We start from the raw sequence: 26,097 nt of genomic DNA on the forward strand, positions 1-26,097 counted from the left end.
CGCGAAACGTCTTAAAACCAGAATTTTTCGCATTTATTTTCCATTATAACCGGCAATAAGGCCGGTGATCTGTCATCTGAACCTCCGCCGCCAAAGAACTCAGCGGCGGAGGGTGGAAGCTGAAAGATCAGACAGTATGTGTCGTAAGAAGATCGTCCTCCTGCGTGAGCGGATCTGGCACCAGATGTCCGAGCGGATCATCCACTGAGGCCGTTTCCTCGACTGGAGCCGTACCCAGACCCGTGTCAGATGTCTGTGTGGCACTGTCATTGCTTGACGGCTGGTCATTGCTTGACGGCAATGTCACTTCACCACTGCCATCGTCGAGCAATATGCCCTCTGTCAGGCTATGCTGAGCTGGGGTTTCGCCAGCATCTGAGTCACCGTTTTCATTTCCAGTTGGTGCAAGTTCGTGCATCGGAATTACATCCGCGTCAGACGCAGACAATTCAAAGGCAACGTTTACGGGATTGCCGACATTCTCTTCGCCTTGGAGCGTTCCATTGATAGTGACTGTAAGGCTCGCTTCTTCAACCCGGCCATCTACCTCAACCTGATAGTAGAATGTGTCGGTCGACGTTCCGAACGTTGCCCGGTCATCAGGTGTGTAGGTATAAGTTCCATCCGAATTGATCAGCAGTGAACCGAACGACCCTGCGACAGTAAGAGATCCTCCGGTCACAACTTCCGTGAAATCGATACCATCAGTTGAGATAGACAAAGAACTCGGTTCGACATTCAGAAGATCATTTTCAAAGAGATCGCCGTTTGCACTGTAGACCTGACTTTGTACAAACTCATCCAGATGATTGACTTCAGATTCAACGCCGACCGTCACACCACCAGCGACAGACACGACGCTGAAGTTTAGTGCCGTACGTACGCGATAGTCGCCTTCAGGAATACCCGAGACCAATATGTCACCAGAACCGCCACTGCCTAACAAGCTCAATAATTGCGAAGTATTGTAAGTCGCGTACGGTACCCAATTGTTTCCGCCAGTGTTTACGTCAATGAAAACGGTAACACCGCTGCCAAGCGCAAGCAGGCTCCCTGTGTTAATACTTAGAGTGACGTCTTGTGTCGTGTTGGCTTCGACTTCGAAGCTTTGTCCTATGAGTGAGCCCGTTGTTCCAATCGGCGCCCCCAATACAACAGCGGTCCATGAATAACTCAGAGCATTAGGAATATCGATACCATCCGTGACGAGATAGTCGTATTCGATACCGGCTTGTGCTGTATCGGCCGCCAATCTTGCACCGTCGATCTCGACGGAAAGGTTAGCTTCCGCTGTATTGATGCCATCCGAAATCGTGTAGGTGAACGTGTCTGTCTGGCCAACCGACGCCGGAGTGCCGTTCGGTGTATAGGTATAGCTACCGTCCGACTGTAGAACCAAGGTTCCATAAAGACCTTCAATGGTTGCCCCATCTGGGCCTATCTCGACAATATCTCCTTCACTGTTGACGACCTGTGTCACTTGCGTTCCTGGCACCACACTGTCTTGGCCAGCTTCACCCTCCACGCCACCGTCCGGATCAATGACATTGCCGCTAATAGGTGTGTTTCCATTCGCGAAAGTATGTTCGGTAAGTGTAGCTGTGACAGAAGTATCCTGAAGGAGTGTCAACGTGTTGCTAAGCAATGCATCTGCGACCGCGCCCAATACTTGATCCAGTGCAGAAGTAAGTCCCAGATTTGCTAAGGTGGTCGAGAGAACTTCAACAAGCTGTCCCGCGCCTAGAGCATCGACGGTTCCCAGAGCAAGTTCCAATACGCCTCTGACAGTCCCTCCCAGGACCGGACCAAGCGCGTCTTCCACGGCATCCAATACAAGCGCCTGATTTTCCGCTCCGAGGACAACGCCACCCTGTCCAAGTTCTTCCAGCGATACACCATCACCATCAGCGTCCAGCAAGGTACCAAGAGCACTGTCACCTTTTCGAACCACGACTGTGTAATTACCCGGCGCTAGTCCCGTGAAGTTGGCCGTGAGCGTGTTGTCACTGGTTAGTCCAAGGATTGTAATTCCAGCAATATCTCCAACCAGAGGATCATTGCCAGTTGTAGCAACCGCCACAAGATTGCCGTTCGCGTCATAAAGTTCGATATTGAATGCGTCTGCGACCGCAATCAGAGCGGTTTGTGTGACAGTTATTGAAAGATCGCCCGTCGAACCTGCGGCGACAGTCACAGGTACACCATTAGTCGGCGTGCCAGTATCCAACAATCCTAGCACTTCAAGGCTTTCGTCGCTTATCGGTGCCTGCGTGGTCGACGTCCGGCTTCCCAGATCCGCTGTTGCATCATCATCAGCGGCAGCGATATCGATGATCGATATTGCGCCAAGAGAAGCGCTCTCGCTAACATTCTCCGCAGCATCGTACTGCCTAACAAGCACCTGCCCGTCCTGGTAAACGCCTGCTGGGACTTGGAAATTGGTGCCTACTCCGTTTTGCCAGGTCTCTCCTCCATCCGTTGAGAACTCCCATCTTCCGCCATCTTCGAGCCCGTCGATGGAAACAGTTCCATCGCTCGTTATCCCATCGCCCGCGATTCCCGTGTCGTTATCGAGTTCGACAGCGAGCGGTTCCGGCGCAAGCGTATCCGGAAGTACTGCTGGTGTGCCGGTGGATTCATTATCTGCACCATCTGTCAGCGTGACAGAGACTTCCTGACCATTGCTGGCTGCAACCGGGAAGGTCGCTGTGCCTTCTTCTCCTAGTTCAACGGTTCCGATCAAATCACCAGCAGCATTGATAATGTTGGCTGTAGTGTTTGGCTCACCGCTGATGATTAGCGAAAGTCCGTCTTCAGCCACCTCAACTGTCGGTGCTGCAGGAGCAAGTGTGTCTGGCAGAGTCGCAGGTGTGCCGGCCGATTCATTATCAGCACCATCTGTCAGCGTGACAGAGACTTCCTGACCATTGCTGGCTTCAACCGGGAAAGTCGCTGTGCCTTCTTCTCCTAGTTCAACGGTTCCGATCACATCACCAGCAGCATTGATAATGTTGGCTGTAGTGTTTGGTTCACCGCTGATGATTAGCGAAAGTCCGTCTTCAGAAACCTCGACTGTCGGCGCTGCAGGAGCAAGCGTGTCTGGTACAGTGGCCGGTGTTTCCAACGACTCGTTGTTTGCTGCATCAGTCAGTGTAACACTGACGTCCTGGCCGTTACTTGGTTCCAGTACGAACGTAGCCGTACCCTCGTCGGAGAGAGGAACGGTGCCTATCACACCACGTTCTGCATCGTAAATTGTAGCAGTGCTATTTGGCTCACCAGTTATGGTGAGCGTGCGGCCGTCCTCACCAACGGTAACGCCAGGGGCGTCAGGGGCATCAGCGTCTGCGTCAGCATCAGCGTCGGCATCCGCATCGGCGTCCGCGTCAGCGTCCGCATCAGCATCAGCGTCGGCGTCAGCGTCCGCGTCGGCGTCAGCGTCCGCATCGGCATCCGCATCGGCGTCAGCATCCGCGTCAGCATCCGCGTCGGCGTCAGCGTCCGCATCGGCATCCGCATCGGCGTCAGCATCCGCGTCGGCGTCAGCGTCCGCATCGGCATCCGCATCGGCGTCAGCATCCGCGTCGGCATCCGCATCGGCGTCAGCATCAGCATCAGCGTCCGCGTCCGCATCCGCGTCGGCGTCAGCGTCCGCATCGGCGTCAGCGTCAGCATCGGCATCCGCGTCGGCGTCAGCATCGGCATCCGCATCGGCGTCCGCATCAGCATCGGCATCTGCGTCGGCGTCCGCATCGGCATCCGCATCGGCATCCGCATCAGCGTCCGCATCAGCATCGGCATCTGCGTCGGCGTCCGCATCGGCATCCGCATCGGCGTCAGCATCCGCGTCGGCATCCGCATCGGCGTCAGCATCAGCATCCGCGTCAGCATCAGCATCAGCGTCCGCGTCCGCGTCAGCATCCGCGTCGGCGTCAGCGTCCGCATCGGCGTCAGCGTCAGCATCGGCATCCGCATCGGCGTCAGCATCCGCGTCGGCGTCAGCATCGGCGTCCGCATCAGCGTCAGCATCGGCATCCGCATCGGCGTCAGCATCCGCATCAGCGTCCGCATCAGCATCGGCATCTGCGTCGGCGTCCGCGTCCGCGTCGGCGTCAGCGTCCGCATCGGCGTCAGCATCCGCATCGGCATCCGCATCGGCATCGGCATCGGCATCAGCATCCGCGTCGGCATCCGCGTCAGCATCAGCATCAGCGTCCGCGTCAGCATCAGCATCAGCGTCCGCGTCGGCGTCAGCATCGGCGTCCGCATCAGCGTCCGCATCGGCGTCCGCATCGGCATCCGCATCCGCGTCGGCGTCCGCGTCAGCATCAGCATCGGCGTCAGCATCCGCATCGGCGTCAGCGTCCGCATCGGCATCGGCATCAGCATCCGCGTCAGCATCAGCGTCAGCATCGGCGTCCGCATCCGCGTCGGCGTCAGCGTCCGCATCAGCATCGGCATCCGCATCGGCGTCAGCATCCGCATCCGCATCAGCGTCCGCATCAGCATCGGCATCAGCGTCGGCGTCCGCATCAGCATCGGCGTCGGCATCGGCATCAGCGTCAGAATCTGCGTCTGCATCGCTGTCGTCACTGCCACCTGATGCCGCTCCGATAGCAGCGCCTACAGCTCCCAAACCAAGTAGACCTAGTAAAACTGGGCCTGCATCACCACCGCCACCAGCTAACTGATCAACGGATTGTATTTCGGAAAAATTGAAATCCGCGAGACCGTCGCTGTGATTTCCGGCCCATAGCTTGCCATCACTGTCCTGCAAGACGAGGTCGTTATCCTCACCGCCTTGATAATGCGTATAGAAATGAACAATTCGGATTGTTTCGCCATTATGCAGTCGAATAAGGAGGTCGTCGCCAACTCGCTGATATTGGGCAATCGCATCTGGATTGAGCGTTAGTTTAACCACGCTTGGCCCAGAAAGAATGATGTTATCACCCGTAATGGTACGCGAACTGCCACTCGCCTTATTCGTAATAACTGCAACCATGACTCTCTCCTCAATCCGAAACTGAGCTTCGAGGGTCCGTATGAAACAGAACTCGAACTACTGAGAGAATGCTTATCTATGGCAATAGAATCTGCGTTTTGAATACAAGTAGGATCACGCGCAAAGTATAAAACTCTGCGAGAAATAATGCCATACGATTGCATTTCATAATAGTTGCTGAGACGACCCCTCGAAGACGATAACTACCCGGCCATAGAATTCTCGGGACCGTATCGATTGTCTATGACAATACGAACAGATCTTGTCTGATATGAACATGAAGCTGAATTTAACGCTAATTCAGGATGTGATTGATAAAGTTTTTCTGTTGCAGCAAAATCAGAGTTTTCGTTTGTTGGTTCAGGCACTTGATATGCTTGAGAGCATAAATATTCGTTTGAGCTTTATGTAGGGCGACAAAATCAACTGACTGTATCGACTGCGCCTAAAAATGCTTTTTATATAAGATATAAGGAAGAACGGTTTTTCACTACTGTTTAGAGCAAACAAGAGATCGCTTTGAAGAGGTTGCACTCCGTCACATCAAATCTCCTTGCCAGTATGCCGTCGGAAAAAGCCAGTGTATGTCCAGAAGCGGGCTAAGCCCAAATATTCGAGCAATCGGAACGGGGCCTAACCACCCATCACTTCATATCTGTTACTGCCAGAACTCAGTTGGAATGCGATCTTCGCATTGGTCTAGGGAATTCGAGGCATCGCGGCAGGAAACTCTTTGAAGGACAGCACGTCAGCATCATCAAGAGTTCTGTGCGCGATAAAATGTTGAAAGAAATCTATCTTCGTCCTCGATCGAGGCAATGCCCATATTGAACTCGGCGTAAGCAGCGCCGTTAGCCGTTGCAGCGTGGTCAGATGATTAGAGGCTGCATAGTGATGACTTTGGATGTCCGTTTCGCCACTGCGCTTTCGAAAGAAATTCGCAGACAACGTCGCACATAAGATACAAATAAATTCCATCTTATCCGCCGCACCATTTGGAAGCAAAAATAGTTCAGACTTGCGTAATCTACGGCTGGCGTCGGTATCTGGCTTCGAAACGACGAATGGTCCGATATTCGTGGCGAGTTCATGCTCTACGTTTCTGAAATGCCACGATCGGCCACACTTATGTTCATGACCATGCAGTGAAGTAGACCGGTGGATGTGCAGGGTGCTGCCGAGCGGCTATTTGCGCTTATAAGCAATGCAGTCAACCTCGACCTTGCAATCCACAACCATACTGGACTGCACACAAGCACGAGCGGGAGGGTTTTCTCCAAAAAATGTTTCAAAGACACCGTTAAAGCTCCAGAAATCGCGCGTGTCGTCAAGCCATACACCAACGCGCATGATGTCTTCTGCTGCGTAGCCCGCATCATGCAAAATCTGAAGCATATTTTCGATGGCGATGCGTGATTGCTCAACGATGCCGCAGCCAACAACCTCACCATCACGCATCGGAGTTTGACCCGATACATAAAGCCAGCCGTCCGCTTCAGTGGCTTTAGCAAATGGAAGAGAACGTTGGCCGGACCCTTTGCCTGTGCCAACCCCGTGGCGCACTATAGACATGATATTTTCCTTCCTCGTGGTGAGAATACTTACAAATGGCGCAAACAATGCGCCACCATGCAACCTCACGAAGAGGTTTTGAAAGAACGTGCTTGGCGCCCTCAATAAGGGACGCCAAACTTATTGCTACAGAGCTGGCAGCAGTTCGCGTTTCGTGCCGAACCACTTTTCCTGCAGAGCGGATAACTTTCCATTGATTACATTCGTGAAAACAAAGGTATTTACCCATTGCAGTAGATTGTGTTCGCCCATCGCGACGCCTATATGCGCGGGCGACTGGCGAATTTCAAAGACAGGCTCAAGCTTGGTGTCAGGCCGATCCCGGCGCAGATTGCTGATGATGGCACTGTTTTCGGCCAACATATCCGCCTGTCCTGCGAGATAGGCCGCCATGGCACCTGGCACGTCATCAAATCGTGCTAGCTTGGCTCCCGAGGGTACATTGTCACTCAACCACAAATCCAGCGTAGTGCCGCGTGCCACAGCAATAGTGTGACCGTTCAGGACCGAAATGTCTTCCGAAGCACCGATATCAGGAGAACCGAAGACGCCCAACTGTACGGCAGTATAAGGCTGCGAGAACATCACCTGTTGGGCTCGTTCAGAAGTAGCTCCCATGGCAGCAATAATGATGTCGGTTTGATCCGACAAAAGATTGGGAATTCTGTTTGTACCGGTAACCTGTACGATCTCAAGTTCTACAGAGAGTTCCTGTGCCAAAAGTTGCGCCACTTCCACATCCAAGCCCGTAGGTTTTCCTTCGGCATCGTTCATGCCCCATGGCGGCACGTCGAGCAGGATACCCACTCGGATCTTACCGTTGTCCAGAATATCCTGTAATTTATCTGCATATGCCGACACTGGAGCAAGCAACATCGCTGCCATGCTCAAAGAAGCTAGAAATACTTTCAATCCCATTTGGTTCTCCCTTTTTTAGTTGGATTAGTTTTGTGATCGCCGTATGAAGGCCTGCAGTTCAGGTGTTTGTGGGTTTCCAAACAAATCTGCGGGATGACCCTCTTCCCAAATCCGGCCTTCGTGCATGAAAACCACCTTGTTTGCGACATTGCGGGCAAACGTCATTTCGTGCGTGACCAAAACCATGGTCATGCCCTGATGCGCCATATCTTCCATCACCTTGAGCACTTCTCCCACAAGCTCAGGGTCAAGTGCAGAAGTCACTTCATCAAACAGCATCAACTCTGGCGCCATCGCGAGACAGCGTGCGATGGCGACGCGCTGCTGCTGCCCGCCGGAAAGCTGCTCGGGCCATGCTTCGATCTTTTCCAGTAAGCCGACCTTGGTCAGACATGCCTCTGCGAGAGCGCGCGCCTCCGGCTTGGCAACCTTGCCTGTCAGAATTGGTGCCAGCGTTATATTCTTCAATACGTTCATGTGAGGGAACAAATTGAATTGCTGAAAAACAATTCCGACCCGTTGGCGGTATTCTTTGAGACCTTCCATTCGGGCACTGATGGCTTGTCCAGCCACTGTTATCGAACCGCCCTGCGTTTCCTCGAGCCCGTTTATGCACCGCAGTAATGTGGACTTTCCCGAACCGGAACGACCGATAAGTGCAACAATATCGCCTTTGTCGACAACTAGCGTCACATCTTTGAGAACTTCTAGAGTGCCAAATGATTTCCGCAGGTTCTTTATTTCAACGAGCGCCATGCAGACGTGTCTCCAATTTGCGCGACAAATAAGTCAGCGGGGAACAGATAGCGAAGTAAATCGCAGCGATGGTGATATAGACAGGCAGCGGTTGCAGCGTTGCTGCTGCCGATAGTTGTCCCGCGCGTGTTAGTTCAATAAAGCCAACGACAGCAGCGAGCGAAGTTCCCTTGATGAGCTGAACCAGAAATCCAACGCTGGCCGGCAGCGCGATCTTGAGCGCTTGGGGGGCGATAACATGCACGAATTGTTGCCATCCACTAAGCCCCAAACAAGCCGCAGCCTCCCACTGAGTTTTTTTAACAGCCTCAATTCCGCCTCGCCAGATCTCGCCCAGAAAGACAGCAGTATAGACCGTAAACGCTGCTGTAACCGCCATGAGCGGGGGCAGCCGCACCCCGAGAAAGACTGGCAGGCCAAAATAAACAAACATAAGCAGTGCCAGCAGCGGAACGCCTTGCATCAGTTGGAGGATCAGCGCAGCGAACCAACGTAGAGGCGTTATCCGCGATACACGCATCATTGCAAAAAGCAGTGCAAGCGGACCGCCGATGACCAAAGCAAGTAGCACCAACAAGATGGTGTACTGGAACGCGGTGGCAAAGGAGATCACGTCAACCATGCCCAATGGACGCATTGTTTTCTCCTATCGTGTTACGGGCCAACGGAAAGCGAGCTTTCCGAAAACGAAAAAGAGCAGACGGAACGCGACGACCATCGCCACGTAGATACATGAGATAAGCGCGTAAACTTCAAAGCTACGGAAGGTGCGACTTTCGACGAAAGCTGCAGTGTGGAACAATTCCTCGGTCGAAATGAACGACGCGATTGATGTTCCCAATAACAGGAGGATGAACTGGCTGGTAAGCGAGGGATAGATGTTACGTAATGCCGGCAGAAGCACGACATGGAGGAACACCTGCAAATTTGACAGCCCTAAGCAATGGCCTGCTTCAATCTGTGCCTTGGGGATCGAATTCAAACCTGAACGCACAATTTCCGTGACAAACGCCGCAAAATAGAGCGTCAACGCTACAACCGCCGCCTCAAATGGCGGCAAGCGCAGACCTATTTGGGGCATGACGAAAAAAATGATAAATATCTGCAATACCGGTGGCGTATTACGGATTACCTCGATGTAGGCGCGGATCGCAAGGCCAACATGACGATTACCCCGCCCCATCAAAAGCGCAAAGACGAGGCCGAGTATAAGCCCCACTGCGCCGGCCATGAGAGCAAGCTTCAAGGTGACATAAACACCTTCGATGAGATTATCCTCGTAACGCCATAGGGGACGAAAGTTCAAAGAAGACATCGACCTACCCGAAATATGTCGGCAAGGCGTTAGTTACCTTGCCTTCAGAATTAGTGACAAATATCCACGACCACCGGTCAAGCGCTGTACAAGGATGCGATATGCCGAAGCCAATTATGTCGCCGACGAACAGGTCAGCGGTCGCAGGGATTTTTAGAAAGGCATGCTGGTCATTTAGCTTAATTACTTCCGGCCACTCGGGCATATCCATGGCTTTCCCGTCACGATAACAGGACACCGGGACAGGAAGCCCCTGATCAAAGGAAACATCTCTCATTCCCATACCGCAGATTGCAAGTTCTGGCTCGGGGCGCGAAAGGACTTCAGCATAGACGAGAAGTGCTGGCTTAAAAGCCTTGCTTGCTAGCCCAATGCCTGCCGGTTCAAAGCCGTTGCGGCGGTCCAGATCAGCCAATCTTCGCGCGTAGACGCCGTGATCACAAAAGAAGATGGCACCAGAGCGCAAAACCAGATCGGCATTTCCATCTGCTTTGACGAGAGGGGCGAGATCCTCGACGACCAGATCGAAAAAGCTTGATCCACCCGAAGAAAGCGTAAGGCGATCATTCGGTAGAAAGGTACGCAGGCGCGAGAAAGCCGCAGAGGCGAGCGCATGAAGCGCGGCAATCGTGCGTCGCGTCTCCTGCGGATCGTCAGTTACAGACGCTCCTTCATATGCGGCAATACCAGCCGCCCGAAGATTTGGGAACCCTGCCAATCCATCCAGTATGGCGGATACGGTTTCAATCGTTCTGGACCCTGCTCTTCCACCACCCACTTCGATCAGAAAATCGATTGCACGTCCGGCATGAGTTGCGACTTCGCCAGCAGTTGCCAATGAAGCAAGACTATCGACATAAAGAGTAACTTCCGCCGACGGATATTGGGCCAACAGTCGGCCGAGCCTCGCTCCGCTGGCTTTTCCTCCGATCTGATTTGCAAGAATCAGGCGGTCTAGGCCGTTCTCAAGCATGACTTTAGCCTGACGGGTATCTGCTACCGTCAACGCAATGGCTCCACGCTTAATTAAATCGCGCGCCAGTTCTGGTGACATCGGCGTTTTGGCATGCGGTGCTATTTTTGCGCCGACTGCTCGAGCGTAAGTAAACATTGCATCACAGTTCTGATCCCATGCTGAAGGATCCAAAGTCAGAAGCGGAAGCGACGCTGATCCGTTGCGAGGATCGATATCCAGTCCTCCGATCTTGCAGGCGGGCATCGCGTCAAGATCGGTCGGGTATCCGCGAACTGTTCCACTCATCAGATCTTGTGTCATTGGCACATGCTTCCCTCCGCATCGCATCATCTTCACTCCTGACGCAAAAACTGCTTTGAAAGCGTCAATGATAACGTTACCATAGTCTGGACGTAATCATTCCGCATCGTCAAGCAGATTCATGGACGCGAAGTAAAAAAATCTTGAGTGCAAGGGATAAGCCTATGATTTCTTTGGATGATATCCAAGCAGCAGCCCAGCGTATAAAACCTTATGTTCGCCGGACACCTTTAATTGCTTCCAACCATATAAAATCACCGATCACACGCGGAGAGCTTTCCCTGAAGCTTGAATGTCTCCAAGTTTCCGGTTCCTTTAAAGCGAGAGGGGCGGCAAATCGGGTCATGTCGCTTGCCCCAGACGTGCGTGCGCAGGGACTTGTCGCCGCCTCAGGCGGAAATCATGGTCTGGCAGTCACACGTTGTGGCTTTATTGCAAAGGTGCCCGCGACTATTTTCTTACCCGAATCGGTGGCTGCAGAAAAAGTAGCGAAAATGCAGGCATGGGGCGCAAGTACCGTTATCGGCGGTGCCGACTTCGATCACTGCAATCAGCTTGCCCTTGAATTCGCCGAGAACAATAAAGCCACTTATGTTCATCCTTTTGCGGACCCTTTTGTTGTCGCGGGTCAAGGGACAATAGCACTTGAGATATTGGAGGATCGACCGGACACCGAAACGGTGATTATCGCTGCGGGCGGTGGCGGCTTTGTCACCGGGGCGGGAACGGCGCTGAAAGCTTTAAGGCCTGCCATCAAGGTCGTTGTGGTCGAACCTTTTGGCTCACCCACATTGCACGATTCAGCCCTCGCTGGCGAAGTGATCACGCTTCCCGAAATTAAAAGCGCAATTCCCACAATGTCATGCCGCCGCACGGATGACAGGCTTTTCGCGCAGCTTTCGAAGGTGGTCGATGAATACGTTTTGATCGAGGACGATCATATGGCCCAGGCCGCACAGTGGCTGTGGTTTGAAATGGGCATTGCGGCCGATCCTGCAGGGGCAGCGGCAGTCGCCGCAATTTTGTCAGGCGCTTATATACCGCGAGCCGAGGAAAAGATTACCGTTACAGTCTGTGGCGCCGGTTTGCCTGCCTGACGTCTTGCCATAATATGCCGAGGTCATGGACGCTATATACGCTTCAAGATGGCGCGCCGCGATTTCGCCACGACAAACTAGCGCTGGGTGTATTCTAATTCTCGGTTCACTCAGCGAAAAATTTTAATGTCTGGGATGCTCTTGTTAATTAGTCGGCGCGAGGCCCATTTCGGGGCCGCGCGTTGATTTGCATATCCTGATCTTGCTTCAAGCAACGATCTGCGAAGAATGGCTTTCCCCTGTCTCATCCAGACATTTGACGCCAGACGATAGACTGGCGCCGAACTTACGGCGTGGAAATAGATGGAGATACGACCTCGTACCCATCGCAATCAAAGCGGTATCTCCAGGTCATGAGCCAGATCAACAAGCATTTTTGCAGCTTTTATTATCGGATCGATTTCAGCAAACTCATCAATTGCGTGCGCCTGATCGATGCTTCCGGGCCCGAAAATGACTGTTGGAATGGCTGCATTATTGACCATTTTTGTCGCATCTGAACCATAAGGCACGCCGATAGGTTCCGGGTCGACGTGATGACGCTCGCAAACTCTGCTCATGTGCGCAACAATATCGCTTGTGTGGGCGATATCCATCGCTGAAGAATCAACAAATGGTGCTTCAACGCTCACGATTGCATCAGGGTATTCTGCCATTACTGCTTCGGCAATGACCTTGAACGCACCGTGAACTTCCATTCCCAACTCTGTTGGTAAATATCGATAATCAAAGCGCAATCGACAAACCGCAGGAACCGTGTTGGGCCCAATCCCGGCCTCAATTGCCGTACAGGTCAATGTTGCTGCACCAAGCAATGGATGCACAAGCGTCCGACGGCTCATTTCAAGATCATAGAGGTCCAGAATCCGCCGGGCAATTGTTATGCCGTTGATCCCTTCTTCAGGCTTTCCTGTATGGGCATTCCGACCCTCGATCTCCACCCACCATCGCACCGTGCCCTTGCAGGCTCTGACCACCCTGAGTGAAGTCGGCTCTCCCGCAACTCCAAAGTCATAACGCTTTTCTTGCGAAAGATAGTGCAGAATCCCTTGATAACTGAACTCCTCGTCCATCGCCGCGAGGAAATCGACATCCGCCTGCGGCGGCATTGCATTTAATGCACGCATCGCAAGCATAAAGGCGACGACGCTTGCCCCATCATCCACGGCACCGCGACCGAATATCCTGTTGCCCTCTATCCTAGGAACGAAGGGATTTGTCATGCCGGACACTTGAACTGTGTCCAGGTGTCCCTCCCAGAGCATCCTCTTTGCGGCGCTTCGCCCTTTTACCCGTGCGATTAGATTTGGCCGTCCCGGTGTCACTTCATCAATCGAACAATCGACATTGGCGGCCATAAACCATTCGTGCAAAGCTTCAGCCAGTGCCTGTTCTCCGAAATGAGAAGCTTCTCCATCATTCTCGGTGCGAAACGCTGGGTTGATCGAGGGAATTTCAATAAACCGCGACAGGAGAAAGATTACAGCGTCCCGATCAATTCCGGCATATTTCATCATGGCATATATCTCGCATTTATGACAACGTTAACATTCGATACTTGATTTTTTTCTCGTCCCAGCCGGCTGACCGGTTTAGAATTCGGTCACCCCCGGCTTATCGAGGCTTTCTCACGATGTGCGCTACATTCACATGCAGATCTCTGACCTGCTTCATCAAAAGGAAAAAAAACCGTAATCAGCATGATCCTCGCTGGATCAAGGTGAGCGGCAGGAGCACTCTATCTTTTTGCGGTCCTGTCTTCATCAGTCTCGCGGCGAGCATTTCCCCAGCCAAACGACCCAGATGTATTGAGTCTACAGCGACCGTTGTAATTCCAGGAGGCAATTCCTGCATCAATGCACTATCTCCAAAGCCTGAAATAGCGATATCTTCAGGCACTCTTAGTCCGCGAGCTTTTGCTTCAAGCAAAGCACCACAAGCCAAAAGGTCATTTGCGCAAAAGACGGCATCCGGTTTGTGCTGGCGTAACAATTCAGACAAAGCAACTCGCCCGTCTTCTTTTGAGCGAACCGTCGGTAGAAGTATGGAGCCCGCGGCCTCAAGCCCAAGCCGGGCGCATTCATTTTGAAATGCAACATGCCGAATATGTCCGCGACCATAAGCACGTCCGATGAAAGCGGGACGCCGATAACCGCGCTCAGCCAAATACTGGACCATTGCGGTAACGCCATCGGTATTTGAAATTCCGACTAGCATATCAATCGGCGTATCACAATAAGCCCAACTTTCGACGATCGGGATTTTAAGGCGACGAAACAAATCCCGATTGAGTTCCTGTTCAAGCATGCCAGTGATGAATGCTCCGGCCGGTCGGATTTGCGACAAGCTGCGCGTTAATCGCACCTCTCGCTCGTAGGAGTAAGAAGTACGGGCCAAAACGACCTCAAACCCTAGCGCCTCCACCACGTCCGAAAATGCGCCGGCAGCTTGCAGAAACTGTTCACTTGCCATGGAGGAAATAAACACAGCCACAACATTTGAACGGCCGGAACGCAGAGCGCTCGCGTGAGGATTAAGGCTAAATCCCGTCGCTCGAACAGCTTCAGCAACTTTGACGCGGGTACTCTCTGCAACGACTTCCGGCTTGTTCAATGCGCGCGAAACTGTGATCGCCGACACCCCGGCGAGCTTCGCTACCGCCTCGATACGAACTTGTTTGCCATCCTGCGGAATTTGGTCACTATCGTCACCCGGAACACGAACAACGGGATCCTGAGTAACGGTAGGGATCGTCATATTCTGCATTGAGGGCCTTTATGCCGATATCTTACGGCTTAATAACGAGTGAATCGGATTAAAAGTACGTTTATTGTTGAACTTTGCAAACAAGGATCAACAGATTGTGGAATCATCGGCGGTTGAGATCATCACTGCTCGATATTTTCGGATAACCGCATGTATCGGCCATGAATGATTTTCCTCAGCAGTCGCAGCGGTAATCTAGATGAGAACGATAAAGTACGAATCGCAGTCCAAGATCGGTGAAATACTGTCCGCGTACGGAATATGGTAACGTTACCATAATCTAAAACTGGTACCTGACGTCAAGCAAAAATATAGAACAACGGAAAACGTTTCCAAAATAGCGCGGACTGAGGTTTCGAGCTGCTCAGAAGCAGTTTGGTCGACTGCGCGGGTTTGGGCGGCACTTCTCTATGCCCGAACGGATATGATCTCTATCTGCTCATCTCGCTTGAAGAGGAGAATGGCGCATCTTTCCTTGCCGCGCATCCTATCTGAGGATCAGGCTTAGGTGGCAGATATTCACTATCAACTATGTGGATATTTATTCGTCAGGAACAAGGTCTTTAAGAAGTGGCCTTACGTGTTGTTGAAAAGTTAGGCAATCCGAATAGATACCATCATTGACTCGCTGTCTGCCAATCTTCTCCCAAAGGGGGTTATATTCAGCTTTCCAATCAAAGGACTGTGATATCAATCTTTCTTCGTCAAATGCCAGCGGATCTTGTTCTAGTATTCTTCGAGCTTCTTCAGCTAATGGCGTATAGCTTTTGACAGACATAGTTTTTCTTGCACGCGCTTCTGCGTTCAACTGAAGAGAAACTTCAACACTGCCTTGCACATTCGTTGTTGCTGCTGAAGCGAGAAATGGCAAGGCCGTTGCGTGTTGCGCAATTCGATGATGGACAATTTTGCCGATAAACCATGCCATATCGTGCATCGGGTTATAGCCGTCCAAAGCATCAGCAACAATTTGAACCCTACAGTTTTTGGGAGCATCATCAACGATGGTTTGAATGGTTTTTGCGAGAAGATCATTTTTACCTGCCATTATCGACGCATACCAGTCCTTATCTGAAATCTCGCCAAAAACAGCACCAGACCTTGCACCACATCGATCTATCAGGTCCTTTGAAAAATGAACCCTTGAAGCCATCTGACCGCCCGAACCATCCGTCAGCAAATAGACTGTGGGCGTGTTTATCTCTAGCCAGTGATGAATTCTCAGCTCATGTCCCGGATGGGCTAAAATCAGAATATTATGGTCGCCCTGAAGCATCTAGACCTCTATCGCTTTTATCATCTTCATGTATCACAATATTGCTAGGAATTGGAGGATAACAAGACGTGCGAATTTTGATAACGAATATGTTTATTTCGACCAATTCGGGCACTGAGACTGTCTCAGCTTTGACCGCAGTTGGCTTGCGCAGAGCGGGTCACGAAGTCCTCTTGTACGCCCCTCGGATCGGGGAATTAGCCGAACGTATGAGAACCCAAGGCTTCCAAGTCTACGACAGAATTGCTGACATCAAAGAAATGCCAGACGTAATTCATGCGCACCATGTAACGCCGACTTTAATTGCGATGGCTCGGTTCCCCAACGTTCCCGTTGTCTTTACGTGTCACAGTTCAGTTTTTATGGTGGAAGCACCTATTGTTCACCCTCAAATTAAGAGATGGGTTGCCGTCGACGAGGCGTGTAGACGGAAGAGCATTGCATGTGGCGTTCCAGAACAGAAACTAAGCGTCATCCATAATGCAGTCGATTTAACACGGTTCATCCCACGCAGCGTTCTTCCCACGAAGCCTGTGCGTGGCCTTATGTTGACTAAAAATCATCATCATCAAAAGGTCGTACGTGAAGCTTGCTTAAAAATGAATATTGATCTGGATGAACTAGGTCCAGCAACTGGAAGAGTTTCCGATGAAATTGAAAAAGAACTAATCAGGTACGACGTTGTGTTTGCGACCGCCAGAATGGCAATTGAAGCTGCTTCGGTTGGCTGCGCGGTTGTTGTGTGCGACGCTCGCGGCTTCGCAGGTTTATTGACTTGCGAAAATATGAATAATTGGCGCGATTGGAACTTAGGGGTAGGTTTACTATCCCAACAGACAAACGTAGAAAATTTAATAGAAGCAATTGGCGCATATAATTCAGAAGATGCTTTTCGAGTATCTGAATATTTCCGCTCAGTTGTGGGCCTTGATAAATACACCGAAGCTTATCTCGTTGTATATCAACAAGCGATCGATGATCATTTAAAATCTGCAAACAATGATTACGCATTGGATAACTCAAGGTGGATTGAAGAACTTTCAGTAACAATACCTGAGCGGAAATGGTTCAATATTGCTACAGAGCTAGGAATGATCCAGAAGGGTAATGATCAAGCTCTCTTGGTCTCTCGCTTCGATGCTATATCTGATGCTCTGCAAAATTATGAGAGCATGGCGAGAATTGGACAAGCGAGTGCGGAGCAAGCAGTTTTGCAATTGAATGCGACTAATCAATCGTTACAGACTTTGGTTGAAAAAGTTACAGAGATTGAGAGGTTCAACAGTCAAATCAAACGTTTTTATCACTCAATATTGCCAACATTCATCAGGAAGTATCTGTATAAATTGCGGAAATAGACAATTAACGAATTAACAATTATTTATTTTAAACCTCGAGCCTGCTTGCGCCCTGAAATAGGGGGCGCAGAAGCCCCACACTTCAAAAATAATCGATCTCAATGGTACGGAGACGGCGTATCCTGCAGTACCTGTCCAACCTGAAATGATTTCCCTCTGCTCGTTTCGCTACAGGGGAACAATGCGCGACCTTCATTGCTGCGAACCTATCGTTCATATCCGGTTGCGGTAGCAGCGCTTCCATCTCAGCGTAATCCCTCGTAAGCGTCTCGGGTTTAAGACAGGGCTGAAGTCTTCGCCTTTCTTTTGCAGCAAGCAAACGTAATCAGACAGCCTCACTTACGGCATTTTGCGCTCAGGTTAGCTATCCATTATTTCGGATGCGCTGTGCCAGTGGGAAAGGCAAGAGAGCTCGCCACCACGGGGTATATTTCGCAGGAGCTTCCACCAAGACAGGAATCTGCAGTGGTGGAGCATTAACTTCACCGAACCAACGAACCCCTTCCTCGACCAGATCCACTTCTATAATGGTGGACCCTATGGTGTTGGGTACTCTGATACTAAGTGTAATAGCGATTTTTTCTCCAGGTTCCAAAGGACCGCGTAAGGGCTCGCGACCATCTGACCAGATCAATATCTCCCCAGCCGTCGAAAGCCAGTGATTGCCGACAGCCAGCCCGCTTTTCTGATAAGGCGCCCAGACTGAGTTGCCCGTATTGGTCAATTCCAGTTTTAGATCGTAGTCCTGGCCCGCAATTAGCTTCAGGTTTTCCTGAGACGATGTAATCGTACGGTTATAAAACCCACTTTTCAGGGGCAAGGGAGCTGGCAGTCCCTCGGACTCAGGTACCAATTTGCTCCACTCTATTGCTTCAAATACTAAATCGGCCGCCGATTCATTATATGGCTTTTGCCAAGTCTCGCTATAACGGCCGGGCAAAATCGACAACTTTAGTCCCTTGGGTGCGATTTTCCTCAGACCGACAACTGGGTCTTTGAACCAGCGCTGAGGGTTGAAGCGGCTTCCACTCATGGCAATCAAGGCCACTGGCATGCCAAACGCCTCGTCTTTACTCAGTCGCGGAAAATCGGTGTCGGCTATGATGAAAAGACAAATCTCTCGGCCCGCCCTTTGCAGGAGCGGGATAATCTCGTTCATCATCGTGGCGCCTTGGCAGTTACCACCGAGAATGAGCGGACCGTGAGGCGCAAGTCTTTGAATTTCATTAGCATAATGTTCAGCGGCAGCCTGCGATTGTATTGTGTCGTAATGAAATAAATACGCGCCCGAGCGCAGTATGAAACTATTAACCTTTGTACCAAGCGTCTCTTGGAGATTTTCAGCTTCGATAGGGGTCTGCGCGCACCAGAAGAGATTAGCGCCTTTCGAGAGAGTTTCGCCGCCGCTCAGTCGACGAATTAGCCCACCCTCCAAGCCTGGTTTTCCCGGCCAGGACTGCATCAGATTTTGCATCTTCTCAAGCCAAGGGTCGGGCGAAGGGGTATAGCCGACATTGACGCCGTTTAAATACAGCGAGACATTTCGCAAACTTAAGGTTTCAGCAAAATCTTGGAGATTGAGGCTTGTGTTATAGACACGCTCGACTTCAACGATCAGGTCCAGCGCCATCAACGAGTCTCCTCCTAGAAGGAAAAAGTCCTCGTCAGCATCAAAATCCCCTTCAAGCTTTAGAATTTCCCGCCATATACCTAAGAGGGCTCCAAACTCATCCAGCGTGCTGGTTTTGGCTTGGCTTCGATAAGCGATATTGGGGCTCGACAGATCAGGCAGATGCAGTCGGCGTATTTTCCCCAAGGCTGTTCGGGGCACTTGGTCGGGACTTATAAGTGAAACCCGCGCGGGAACGAAATTGAAAGCCTTGGCCATGGTGAGTGCGACGTCTTTTGCGACCCTTTCAGGATCAGGACAAACGGTGCAAACAATGAAAATTCCGCATCTCGCGCCCGAGGACAAGGTAAACTCGGGAGATAAGGGAGCCGCATAAATCTCTGAACAGCCCGGAATTGTAAGTAGTTGAGCTTCTATCTCCTGGCATGAATATTTCTTAGCATTTACAACGACAAGTTCCTTTTCGCGCCCTGTTACCGTTAATTTTCCCAGGCGGAGCTTCCCTAAATCTCCTGTTCTGAGCCAATGGTCGGCAGTGAAAAGCTGGGAATTTGCGTCGGGATCGCCAATATAGCCTGAGGTCATGGTTACACCACGAACCTCGATTGCGCCAATTGCGCCCTCAGATAACACCACACCATCAGGATTGGTTATGCGCAGAGCATGTCCAGCTGTTGGCCCGTCCAGTTCTAGCCCCCCTTCGCTGGCTTTTTGCCCAGGCAACAAAGAGGTGCCGCCTCCGACAACAGGGCCACATTCAGAAAGTCCGTATCCCGCAATCAATGCATCTTCGCGCAGACCAAGCGGAACCAGTGCGCGCAACGCCGCTTCGACTGTTGCAGGCAAAACGGTTTCCGCGCCTATACCGATACGTTGGATGTGCTGCAAATCCCACCTCCGGTCAGGGGTGAGAGCTAAGGCACGGACTACCCGGTCCAATCCGAAATTCGTTGTAGTGGCATGGGTCGCGCCGGTTGATACTAAGGCATCCAGCCATGTCAGTGGGTTTGCAACAAACCGTTGAGTTGCGAGATGGACTTTGACGGCAAGATCGGGCATCGCTAGGCCTATGCCCATGACGTGATCGAAGGATGTCCAAGACAAAAACCCTTTGGCTTGACTGGCTTTCGGCACTCGAGGCCACCAGCGCGCCAAAGAGGCGCTGTCCGAAAGGCCAACGAGCCTAGACGCACCGGTTGTTCCCGAAGTTGGAATACCGAAGCGCAAATCCGTCGGTGCTCCCGTAGACGGAGACTTGCAGCTGGCGTCATCACCTTGGGTCAATCGATTGAATGCAGCAGCGTCGATATCGACAATCCGCGGAAATTCCGCAGTGACCGCTTCTGGTAGAAGTTGTTCGGGCCGGGCGGACATTGGTAAGATCACATACCCGCCTAAAATTCCGGCGTGGATAGCAGTGACAATCTCCTCTGCCTCCCGCAAACGCAAGACTATCGCGGATCCCGCGGTGACACCATCGCGCCTTAACGCGGCGACGATCCTCCAGGCACGCAGAAGGCTTTCGCCCCAAAGCATTTTTACCTGTCGCCCGTCCGGCTTGATACTGAGGAAGTGGCCCTCCTTCGCCATCTCGCACCCAACAATCAGTGCTTCAGCTAAAGATGGGTAAGGGGAGAGGATATCATCTCCGCTAGCTATAGCGGGTCTCGGGCTACTGTCGTTCACAGCTGCGGCTCCGGGACCAGATAATACCGTTGGATTTTGGCGGCTTCATTTGCCACATCCGACCGTGCGCGGTTAGATTGGCGCCAATTCTCCGCAGTATAGTGACGGCTATCATAGCAGCTCCAACCGCTGGTCGCCCTCGGGCCGTGCCATCGCGCTACCGCAAGGCGCGCGCGTCGAAGATGAAAGTGCACGGTGACGAGCAGCAATCGGGGTGGCGGGGTTTCTTGGCGTAAAAGTTGCGCCGAAAATTCGGCATTCTGATCAGTATGACGGGCGCGGCTCTCAACCAAGATTGCCTTATCGGGAATGCCAGCCTCGCGAGCCAAGTCAGCCATGACTTCAGCCTCGATAGCACCTAGCTGAGTATTGAAGCCGCCCGTAAAAAGTAACCGGCGTACAAAGCCTTGATGCCACAGATTGATGGCATGATTTGCGGGTCGCTCTGGAGAGTTCATCCCGAATACTAGTGCGATATCCGCCTGAACAAGCCGGTTTGCCGGAAAAAGATCATCATCACATTGCGATCCCCCAAGAGTTATCACGTTCCGCCACCCCGCTGCGAACATCTTCAATTTCGAAAATTTAATACCTTGGCCAAGCTACATAACGAAAGCTGGCTCTACAACTGATTTTGGGAATATTGGAGGACACGAAAACCGTGCCAGTGCTGACAATGAAATCGAGTAGACTTTTCACACGTCGCCACAAAGTTCAGTTAAAAAAGCAAACCTGGGTAGTGTGCACAATTCAAATAGGAACGTGGCAACACTCATTGAAGCATGCCACGTTATTGATTTTCCATTGCAATTTCTAGCCAAGCCTGGCGACGACGTCCCTTAGCGACGATTGCCAATGAGGCACTGTCCAGTGGAAGGTCTCTTGGAATTTTGTTGTCGAAAGACGCGAATTGGCTGGACGAACGGCCTTGGTCGGGTAATCAGCCGTGGCAATGTCTGCAACTGTAGCCGTCGGTCCGCCGCGTTTTCCACTTTCAGTGAAAACGGCGCGTGCAAAGTCACTCCAATTGGCGTCACCGCTACCGACCAGGTGATACACACCGTACGACGCAAAATCAGGCGTTACCGACAGATGCTGTGCCACCGTGATGATCGCGTCGGCGATATCAAGCGCACTAGTTGGGTTCCCCCACTGATCAGAGACCACGGAGAGAGCGTCGCGTGTCTCAGCCAGTTTGAGCATCGTTTTGACGAAATTCTTGCCAAAGGGGCTATAGACCCACGCAGTGCGCAAGATTATGTGCTTTGGATTGGCTAATCCAACCAAGCGCTCCCCTTCAAGCTTGGAACTTCCATATGCGCTGCGAGGTCCTGTTATATCGGTTTCTACATACGGTTCACTCGAGTCCCCCGCAAAAACATAATCGGTCGACAGATGGATGACGGGAACGCCACAAGTCTTAGCCGCCTCGGCGACTGCTTCAGCCCCGGCGGCATTCACTGCAAAGGCAAGTTCTGGTTCGTCTTCAGCCGTATCCACTGCTGTATAAGCAGCGGCCGAGACAACAAGGTCCGGCTTGATCGCCTCAATGGCATCGCGTACTGCGTCCGGCTTTGTCAGATCAAGCTCCGGACGGCCGAGCGCAATCACCTGGAGACCAGGGTATTGCGATGCCTTTTCGAGCAGGCTCTGGACCACCTGCCCCTCCCGCCCGGTTATTACGATTTTCATGCCCTAGCCTCTTTAGCTGACGTGCTGCCAAGACGATGGCCAGCATAGGTACCGCTACGGATCGGCTGCCACCACCAAGCATTATCAAGATACCACTGAATAGTCTTTTCGAGACCTGACTCAAAGGTCTCTAGCGGTTTCCAGCCCAAGTCACGCTCAATCTTCGACGCATCAATCGCATAGCGACGATCGTGACCAGGACGATCTGTTACAAAAGTTATCAGATCGGCGTAACTCTTACCGTTGGCGCGCGGACGCTTCTTGTCAAGAATAGCGCAGATCGTTTCCACGACGTTTAGGTTCGTGCGCTCCGCACGACCTCCGATATTGTAACTTTCACCCAATTTTCCTGTGGTCGCAACTAATGCCAGAGCGCGGGCATGATCTTCGACATAAAGCCAATCACGCACATTCGCACCTGCGCCGTAAACTGGCAGAGGCTTCTCGTCTAGTGCATTGAGAATGACCAGCGGAATCAGTTTTTCCGGGAAGTGAAACGGTCCATAATTGTTCGAACAGTTGGTGAGCACTACCGGCAGTCCATAAGTCTCATGCCATGCGCGAACAAGATGATCTGATGCTGCTTTAGACGCAGAGTATGGCGAAGAAGGCTGATAAGGCGTTTCTTCAGTGAAAATGCCGCTATCAAACGGCAAATCGCCAAACACTTCATCTGTCGAAATGTGATGAAACCGAAACGCAGATTTGCGTGGCTCTGGCAGTTCGCGCCAGTAAGCCAATGCTGCGTTTAAAAGACGGAACGTACCGACAATATTTGTTTCAATGAACGCACCTGGCCCATCAATGGAACGATCAACATGGCTTTCTGCAGCCAAATGCATGACCACATCGATTTCATTGGCCCGCAAGGCTTCTAAAACACCTGTATCATCACAGATGTCAGCCTGAAGGAAGCTGTAATTAGGATGATTTTCAATCTGGCGCAACGAGGCGAGATTGCCCGCATAAGTTAGTTTATCGAAATTGACGACATTAATCTTAGGATCGGATGCTAGATGCCGGCACACTGCCGAACCAATGAAGCCAGCGCCGCCAGTAACGAGAATATTCATATCGTTTCCTCAAGCAAATATTTCGGCATCGGCAAGAAGCGGCGCCTTTTGATCTTTATCGGAGAGCTGAACGCCAGATGTCGGAAGTGGCCACTCGATGCCAATAGCCGGGTCATCAAATCTGATCGAGCGGTCATGCTCGGGAGAATAATAATCAGTCACCTTATAAATAACTTCAGTGTTCTCAACGAGCGTCATGAAACCATGGGCGAAACCTTTTGGCACCAAAATCTGGTTCCATTTTTCAGCCGAGACCTCCAATGCAACCCATTTTCCGAAAGTAGGTGAGCTTTTACGGATATCGACAGCCACATCGAGAATTGCGCCACGAACGACACGGACGAGTTTATCCTGTGCGAACGGCGGAAGCTGATAATGCAGGCCTCTGACCACCGATTTCGCAGCCGAAAACGAATGATTGTCCTGTACGAAGTTGAGATTAATACCAGCCTCTGCCAGCGCTGAAACCTTGTAGGTCTCTGAAAAGAATCCTCGATCATCTCCGAACTTTCGTGGGACAATCTCAAAAACACCGTCTAGGGCTAAAGGGCGGACTTCCATCAATCTTTTCCTAGTTCATCAACACGCCGACGTAGATAAGCCGCATATTCAGTTTTGCCGAGCTTAGCCGCTCGCTCTAAGACCGCTTCACTGTTGAGCCAGCCTTTATCCAAGCCGATTTCTTCTGGACAAGCTATCTTGATACCCTGTCGCTTTTCGATGGTTTGAACGAAGGAAGACGCTTCATGGAGACTGTCATGCGTTCCTGTATCCAACCAAGCGTAACCACGTCCGAACCGCTGAACGTTTAATTCACCGCGTTCCAGGTAGACATTATTGACGGTTGTGATCTCTAACTCACCTCGAGCAGAGGGTTTAATCGAACGGGCGATGTCGACGACCTGATTGTCGTAGAAATATAAACCTGTAACCGCCCAATGCGACTTTGGCTTCTCAGGTTTTTCCTCAATGGAGATTGCTTGACCTGTCTTACTGTCAAATTCAACAACACCGTAGCGCTGCGGATCATCCACGCGATAAGCGAAAACCCTGCCGCCTTTCATCGGAGTCGACGAAAGCTTCGATAGCTCTGAAAGTCCATCTCCGAAGTAGATATTGTCACCAAGGATCATAGCAACACTGTCATCGCCTATGAATTCTCGACCAATGATGAACGCTTCAGCCAATCCGTTAGGATGTGCTTGTTCAGCATAAGAAAAATTGATACCGAATTCGCTTCCATCGCCAAGCAGCTTTTGGAAAAGTGGCAGATCATGCGGAGTGGAGATCACCAGGATTTCTCTAATCCCTGCAAGCATAAGAACACTCAGCGGGTAATAGATCATAGGTTTGTCATAGATTGGTAAGATCTGCTTAGAAACCGCAATTGTCAGCGGATACAGTCTCGTACCACTACCACCGGCGAGAATAATTCCCTTCATACGAATTCACTTCCTATCATCTTACGTCCCTCGCTTCCTTCATGTAGATACATCATTGACCAACATGATGGCTTCGTTTTGACAACACCTGCATAAACGCAGAGATATAACTAAATTACTCAGCGTACAGACCCATCGAAAACACAGGGATACATTTCCCACCTAACCCTACCCAGTGAACTGAGCATTAAATAATGACTAGTACTGTTTCAACCGCGGATCAACAAACCAATAAGCAGCCATTGCTGACAATTTCAATTGTCACGTACAATCCGAATTTTATTGAACTCGAGAACACCCTGAATAGTCTGAAGGTCGCACTGAGCGGATTCTCGATTGGATCATTTTCAGTCACTATCATAGATAATTCTGACAGCGAGGAGGTTCTCTTATTCCTGAAAGACAGATTTCAAGATTTTCCAATCAAACTGATCTACGGGCAAGGCAATATCGGTTTCGGGAGAGCCCACAATCTTGCAAACAAAGAGATGGGAGAATTCCATCTTATACTCAATCCGGACATCCAACTCGCTCCTGATGCTCTAGTAAATGCCCTTGCATTTATGAAGAGTAACGACAATTGTGGTTTATTAAGCCCCCATGCATCTTGGCCAGATGGAAAAAGACAGTATCTTTGCAAGCGTTATCCGGCTGTATTTGATTTAATACTCAGGGGATTTGCACCTGCTAGAATACGCACGCTTTTTTCTTCGCGTCTGGCCCGGTATGAAATGCAAACTCAAACACAAGACGAAATTTACTGGAATTCGCCAATTGTAAGCGGATGTTTTATGATGTTCAGAACAAGAATACTTATAGATTTAAACGGTTTCAATGATGATTTCTTTTTATACTTTGAGGATTTCGATCTTTCTTTACGATCCCGAAAATTGGCTGACACAGCTTATGTTCCCAGCGTCAAAGTAATCCACTCAGGCGGACATGCCTCGAAGAAGGGATTTTGGCACATTAAGGTCTTTATCCGGTCGGCTATTACCTTTTATAGAACCCACGGAATCAAGCTATTCTAGTATTCGTCAGTATACACTCATTCCAAATCGCGATAATATGCCTGCCACCTGACGTCAACTAGAAATAACATGCGTAACAAGGACCAGTATTTGATCTTCCCCTGAATATTTGCTTCAGAATGAATCCGCCCCCTACTCATCGGGATGGTAGTATTAAAGAGGCGATTTTCGAATCGATCACTCCCGCTTCCAGCTTAGCTTGCA

At 51.0% G+C, this 26,097-nt stretch carries 19 protein-coding genes; 3 read left to right on the forward strand and 16 right to left on the reverse strand.

Annotated features, from left to right (window positions below):
• Positions 1–127 precede the first annotated feature (127 nt).
• The 7 genes from QSJ70_RS06510 to QSJ70_RS06540 all read right to left on the reverse strand — a co-directional run bounded on the left by QSJ70_RS06510 (position 128) and on the right by QSJ70_RS06540 (position 10,842).
• Positions 128–5,005, reverse strand: coding sequence for a BapA/Bap/LapF family large adhesin (locus QSJ70_RS06510; RefSeq protein ID WP_285535200.1), 4,878 nt, complete (start codon positions 5,003–5,005; stop codon positions 128–130).
• A 1,185-nt stretch (positions 5,006–6,190) separates the two neighbouring features.
• On the reverse strand, positions 6,191–6,577 hold the full coding sequence (locus QSJ70_RS06515) for a RidA family protein (protein WP_285535201.1): 387 nt from the start codon (positions 6,575–6,577) through the stop codon (positions 6,191–6,193).
• Positions 6,578–6,703: 126 nt separating this feature from the next.
• The gene (locus QSJ70_RS06520) at positions 6,704–7,495 is read right to left on the reverse strand and encodes a transporter substrate-binding domain-containing protein (RefSeq protein ID WP_215778007.1); all 792 of its coding nucleotides are present in this window, start codon (positions 7,493–7,495) and stop codon (positions 6,704–6,706) included.
• A gap of 24 nt (positions 7,496–7,519) precedes the next feature.
• Positions 7,520–8,251, reverse strand: coding sequence for an amino acid ABC transporter ATP-binding protein (locus QSJ70_RS06525; protein ID WP_285535202.1), 732 nt, complete (start codon positions 8,249–8,251; stop codon positions 7,520–7,522).
• Entirely contained in the window at positions 8,238–8,888 is a 651-nt protein-coding gene (locus QSJ70_RS06530; RefSeq protein WP_215778004.1) for an amino acid ABC transporter permease, read from the reverse strand. The genes QSJ70_RS06525 and QSJ70_RS06530 overlap by 14 nt, the downstream gene beginning before the upstream one ends.
• 9 nt (positions 8,889–8,897) lie before the next feature.
• The gene (locus tag QSJ70_RS06535; RefSeq protein ID WP_252349092.1) at positions 8,898–9,566 is read right to left on the reverse strand and encodes an amino acid ABC transporter permease; all 669 of its coding nucleotides are present in this window, start codon (positions 9,564–9,566) and stop codon (positions 8,898–8,900) included.
• 4 nt (positions 9,567–9,570) lie between these two features.
• Positions 9,571–10,842, reverse strand: coding sequence for an alanine racemase (locus tag QSJ70_RS06540; RefSeq protein ID WP_285535203.1), 1,272 nt, complete (start codon positions 10,840–10,842; stop codon positions 9,571–9,573).
• Positions 10,843–11,006: 164 nt separating this feature from the next.
• On the opposite strand from QSJ70_RS06540, the gene QSJ70_RS06545 reads away from it, so the two are divergent.
• On the forward strand, positions 11,007–11,939 hold the full coding sequence (locus tag QSJ70_RS06545; protein WP_285535204.1) for a threonine ammonia-lyase: 933 nt from the start codon (positions 11,007–11,009) through the stop codon (positions 11,937–11,939).
• 332 nt (positions 11,940–12,271) lie between these two features.
• Here QSJ70_RS06545 and QSJ70_RS06550 read toward each other — a convergent pair whose 3' ends face one another.
• The 3 genes from QSJ70_RS06550 to QSJ70_RS06560 all read right to left on the reverse strand — a co-directional run bounded on the left by QSJ70_RS06550 (position 12,272) and on the right by QSJ70_RS06560 (position 15,981).
• Positions 12,272–13,456 carry a M20 family metallopeptidase gene (locus tag QSJ70_RS06550; RefSeq protein WP_285535205.1) on the reverse strand — a complete coding sequence of 395 codons (1,185 nt, stop codon included), beginning with the start codon at positions 13,454–13,456 and terminating at the stop codon, positions 12,272–12,274.
• A gap of 178 nt (positions 13,457–13,634) precedes the next feature.
• Complete coding sequence (locus QSJ70_RS06555) at positions 13,635–14,705, reverse strand: LacI family DNA-binding transcriptional regulator (protein WP_215777996.1); 1,071 nt, start codon at positions 14,703–14,705, stop codon at positions 13,635–13,637.
• Positions 14,706–15,246: 541 nt separating this feature from the next.
• Positions 15,247–15,981: a hypothetical protein gene (locus QSJ70_RS06560; RefSeq protein ID WP_285535206.1), complete on the reverse strand. Its 735-nt coding sequence runs from the start codon at positions 15,979–15,981 to the stop codon at positions 15,247–15,249.
• 89 nt (positions 15,982–16,070) lie between these two features.
• Between QSJ70_RS06560 and QSJ70_RS06565 the strand changes: the two genes are divergently transcribed.
• Complete coding sequence (locus QSJ70_RS06565) at positions 16,071–17,339, forward strand: glycosyltransferase (RefSeq protein ID WP_285535207.1); 1,269 nt, start codon at positions 16,071–16,073, stop codon at positions 17,337–17,339.
• A gap of 364 nt (positions 17,340–17,703) precedes the next feature.
• Here QSJ70_RS06565 and QSJ70_RS06570 read toward each other — a convergent pair whose 3' ends face one another.
• From QSJ70_RS06570 to rfbA, 6 genes are all read right to left on the reverse strand, one after another.
• Positions 17,704–20,559, reverse strand: a complete 2,856-nt coding sequence (locus tag QSJ70_RS06570; RefSeq protein ID WP_285535208.1) for an AMP-binding protein — start codon at positions 20,557–20,559, stop codon at positions 17,704–17,706.
• Positions 20,560–20,651: 92 nt separating this feature from the next.
• Complete coding sequence (locus tag QSJ70_RS06575; protein ID WP_285535209.1) at positions 20,652–21,200, reverse strand: YdcF family protein; 549 nt, start codon at positions 21,198–21,200, stop codon at positions 20,652–20,654.
• A 268-nt stretch (positions 21,201–21,468) separates the two neighbouring features.
• Positions 21,469–22,347 (reverse strand): dTDP-4-dehydrorhamnose reductase, encoded by an 879-nt coding sequence (gene rfbD / locus QSJ70_RS06580; protein ID WP_285535210.1) that lies wholly within the window; start codon positions 22,345–22,347, stop codon positions 21,469–21,471.
• Positions 22,344–23,420 (reverse strand): dTDP-glucose 4,6-dehydratase, encoded by a 1,077-nt coding sequence (gene rfbB, locus QSJ70_RS06585; RefSeq protein WP_285535211.1) that lies wholly within the window; start codon positions 23,418–23,420, stop codon positions 22,344–22,346. Before rfbB ends, rfbD begins: the two co-directional genes overlap by 4 nt.
• Before the next feature lie 9 nt (positions 23,421–23,429).
• Positions 23,430–23,981, reverse strand: coding sequence for a dTDP-4-dehydrorhamnose 3,5-epimerase (gene rfbC, locus QSJ70_RS06590; protein WP_285535212.1), 552 nt, complete (start codon positions 23,979–23,981; stop codon positions 23,430–23,432).
• Complete coding sequence (gene rfbA / locus QSJ70_RS06595; protein ID WP_285535213.1) at positions 23,981–24,862, reverse strand: glucose-1-phosphate thymidylyltransferase RfbA; 882 nt, start codon at positions 24,860–24,862, stop codon at positions 23,981–23,983. The genes rfbC and rfbA overlap by 1 nt, the downstream gene beginning before the upstream one ends.
• 194 nt (positions 24,863–25,056) lie before the next feature.
• On the opposite strand from rfbA, the gene QSJ70_RS06600 reads away from it, so the two are divergent.
• Entirely contained in the window at positions 25,057–25,893 is an 837-nt protein-coding gene (locus QSJ70_RS06600; RefSeq protein ID WP_285535214.1) for a glycosyltransferase family 2 protein, read from the forward strand.
• The last annotated feature ends 204 nt before the right edge of the window (positions 25,894–26,097 follow it).

Origin of the sequence: Brucella sp. NBRC 12950 (genome assembly GCF_030268145.1) — a bacterium.
Taxonomy (GTDB): Bacteria; Pseudomonadota; Alphaproteobacteria; order Rhizobiales; family Rhizobiaceae; genus Brucella.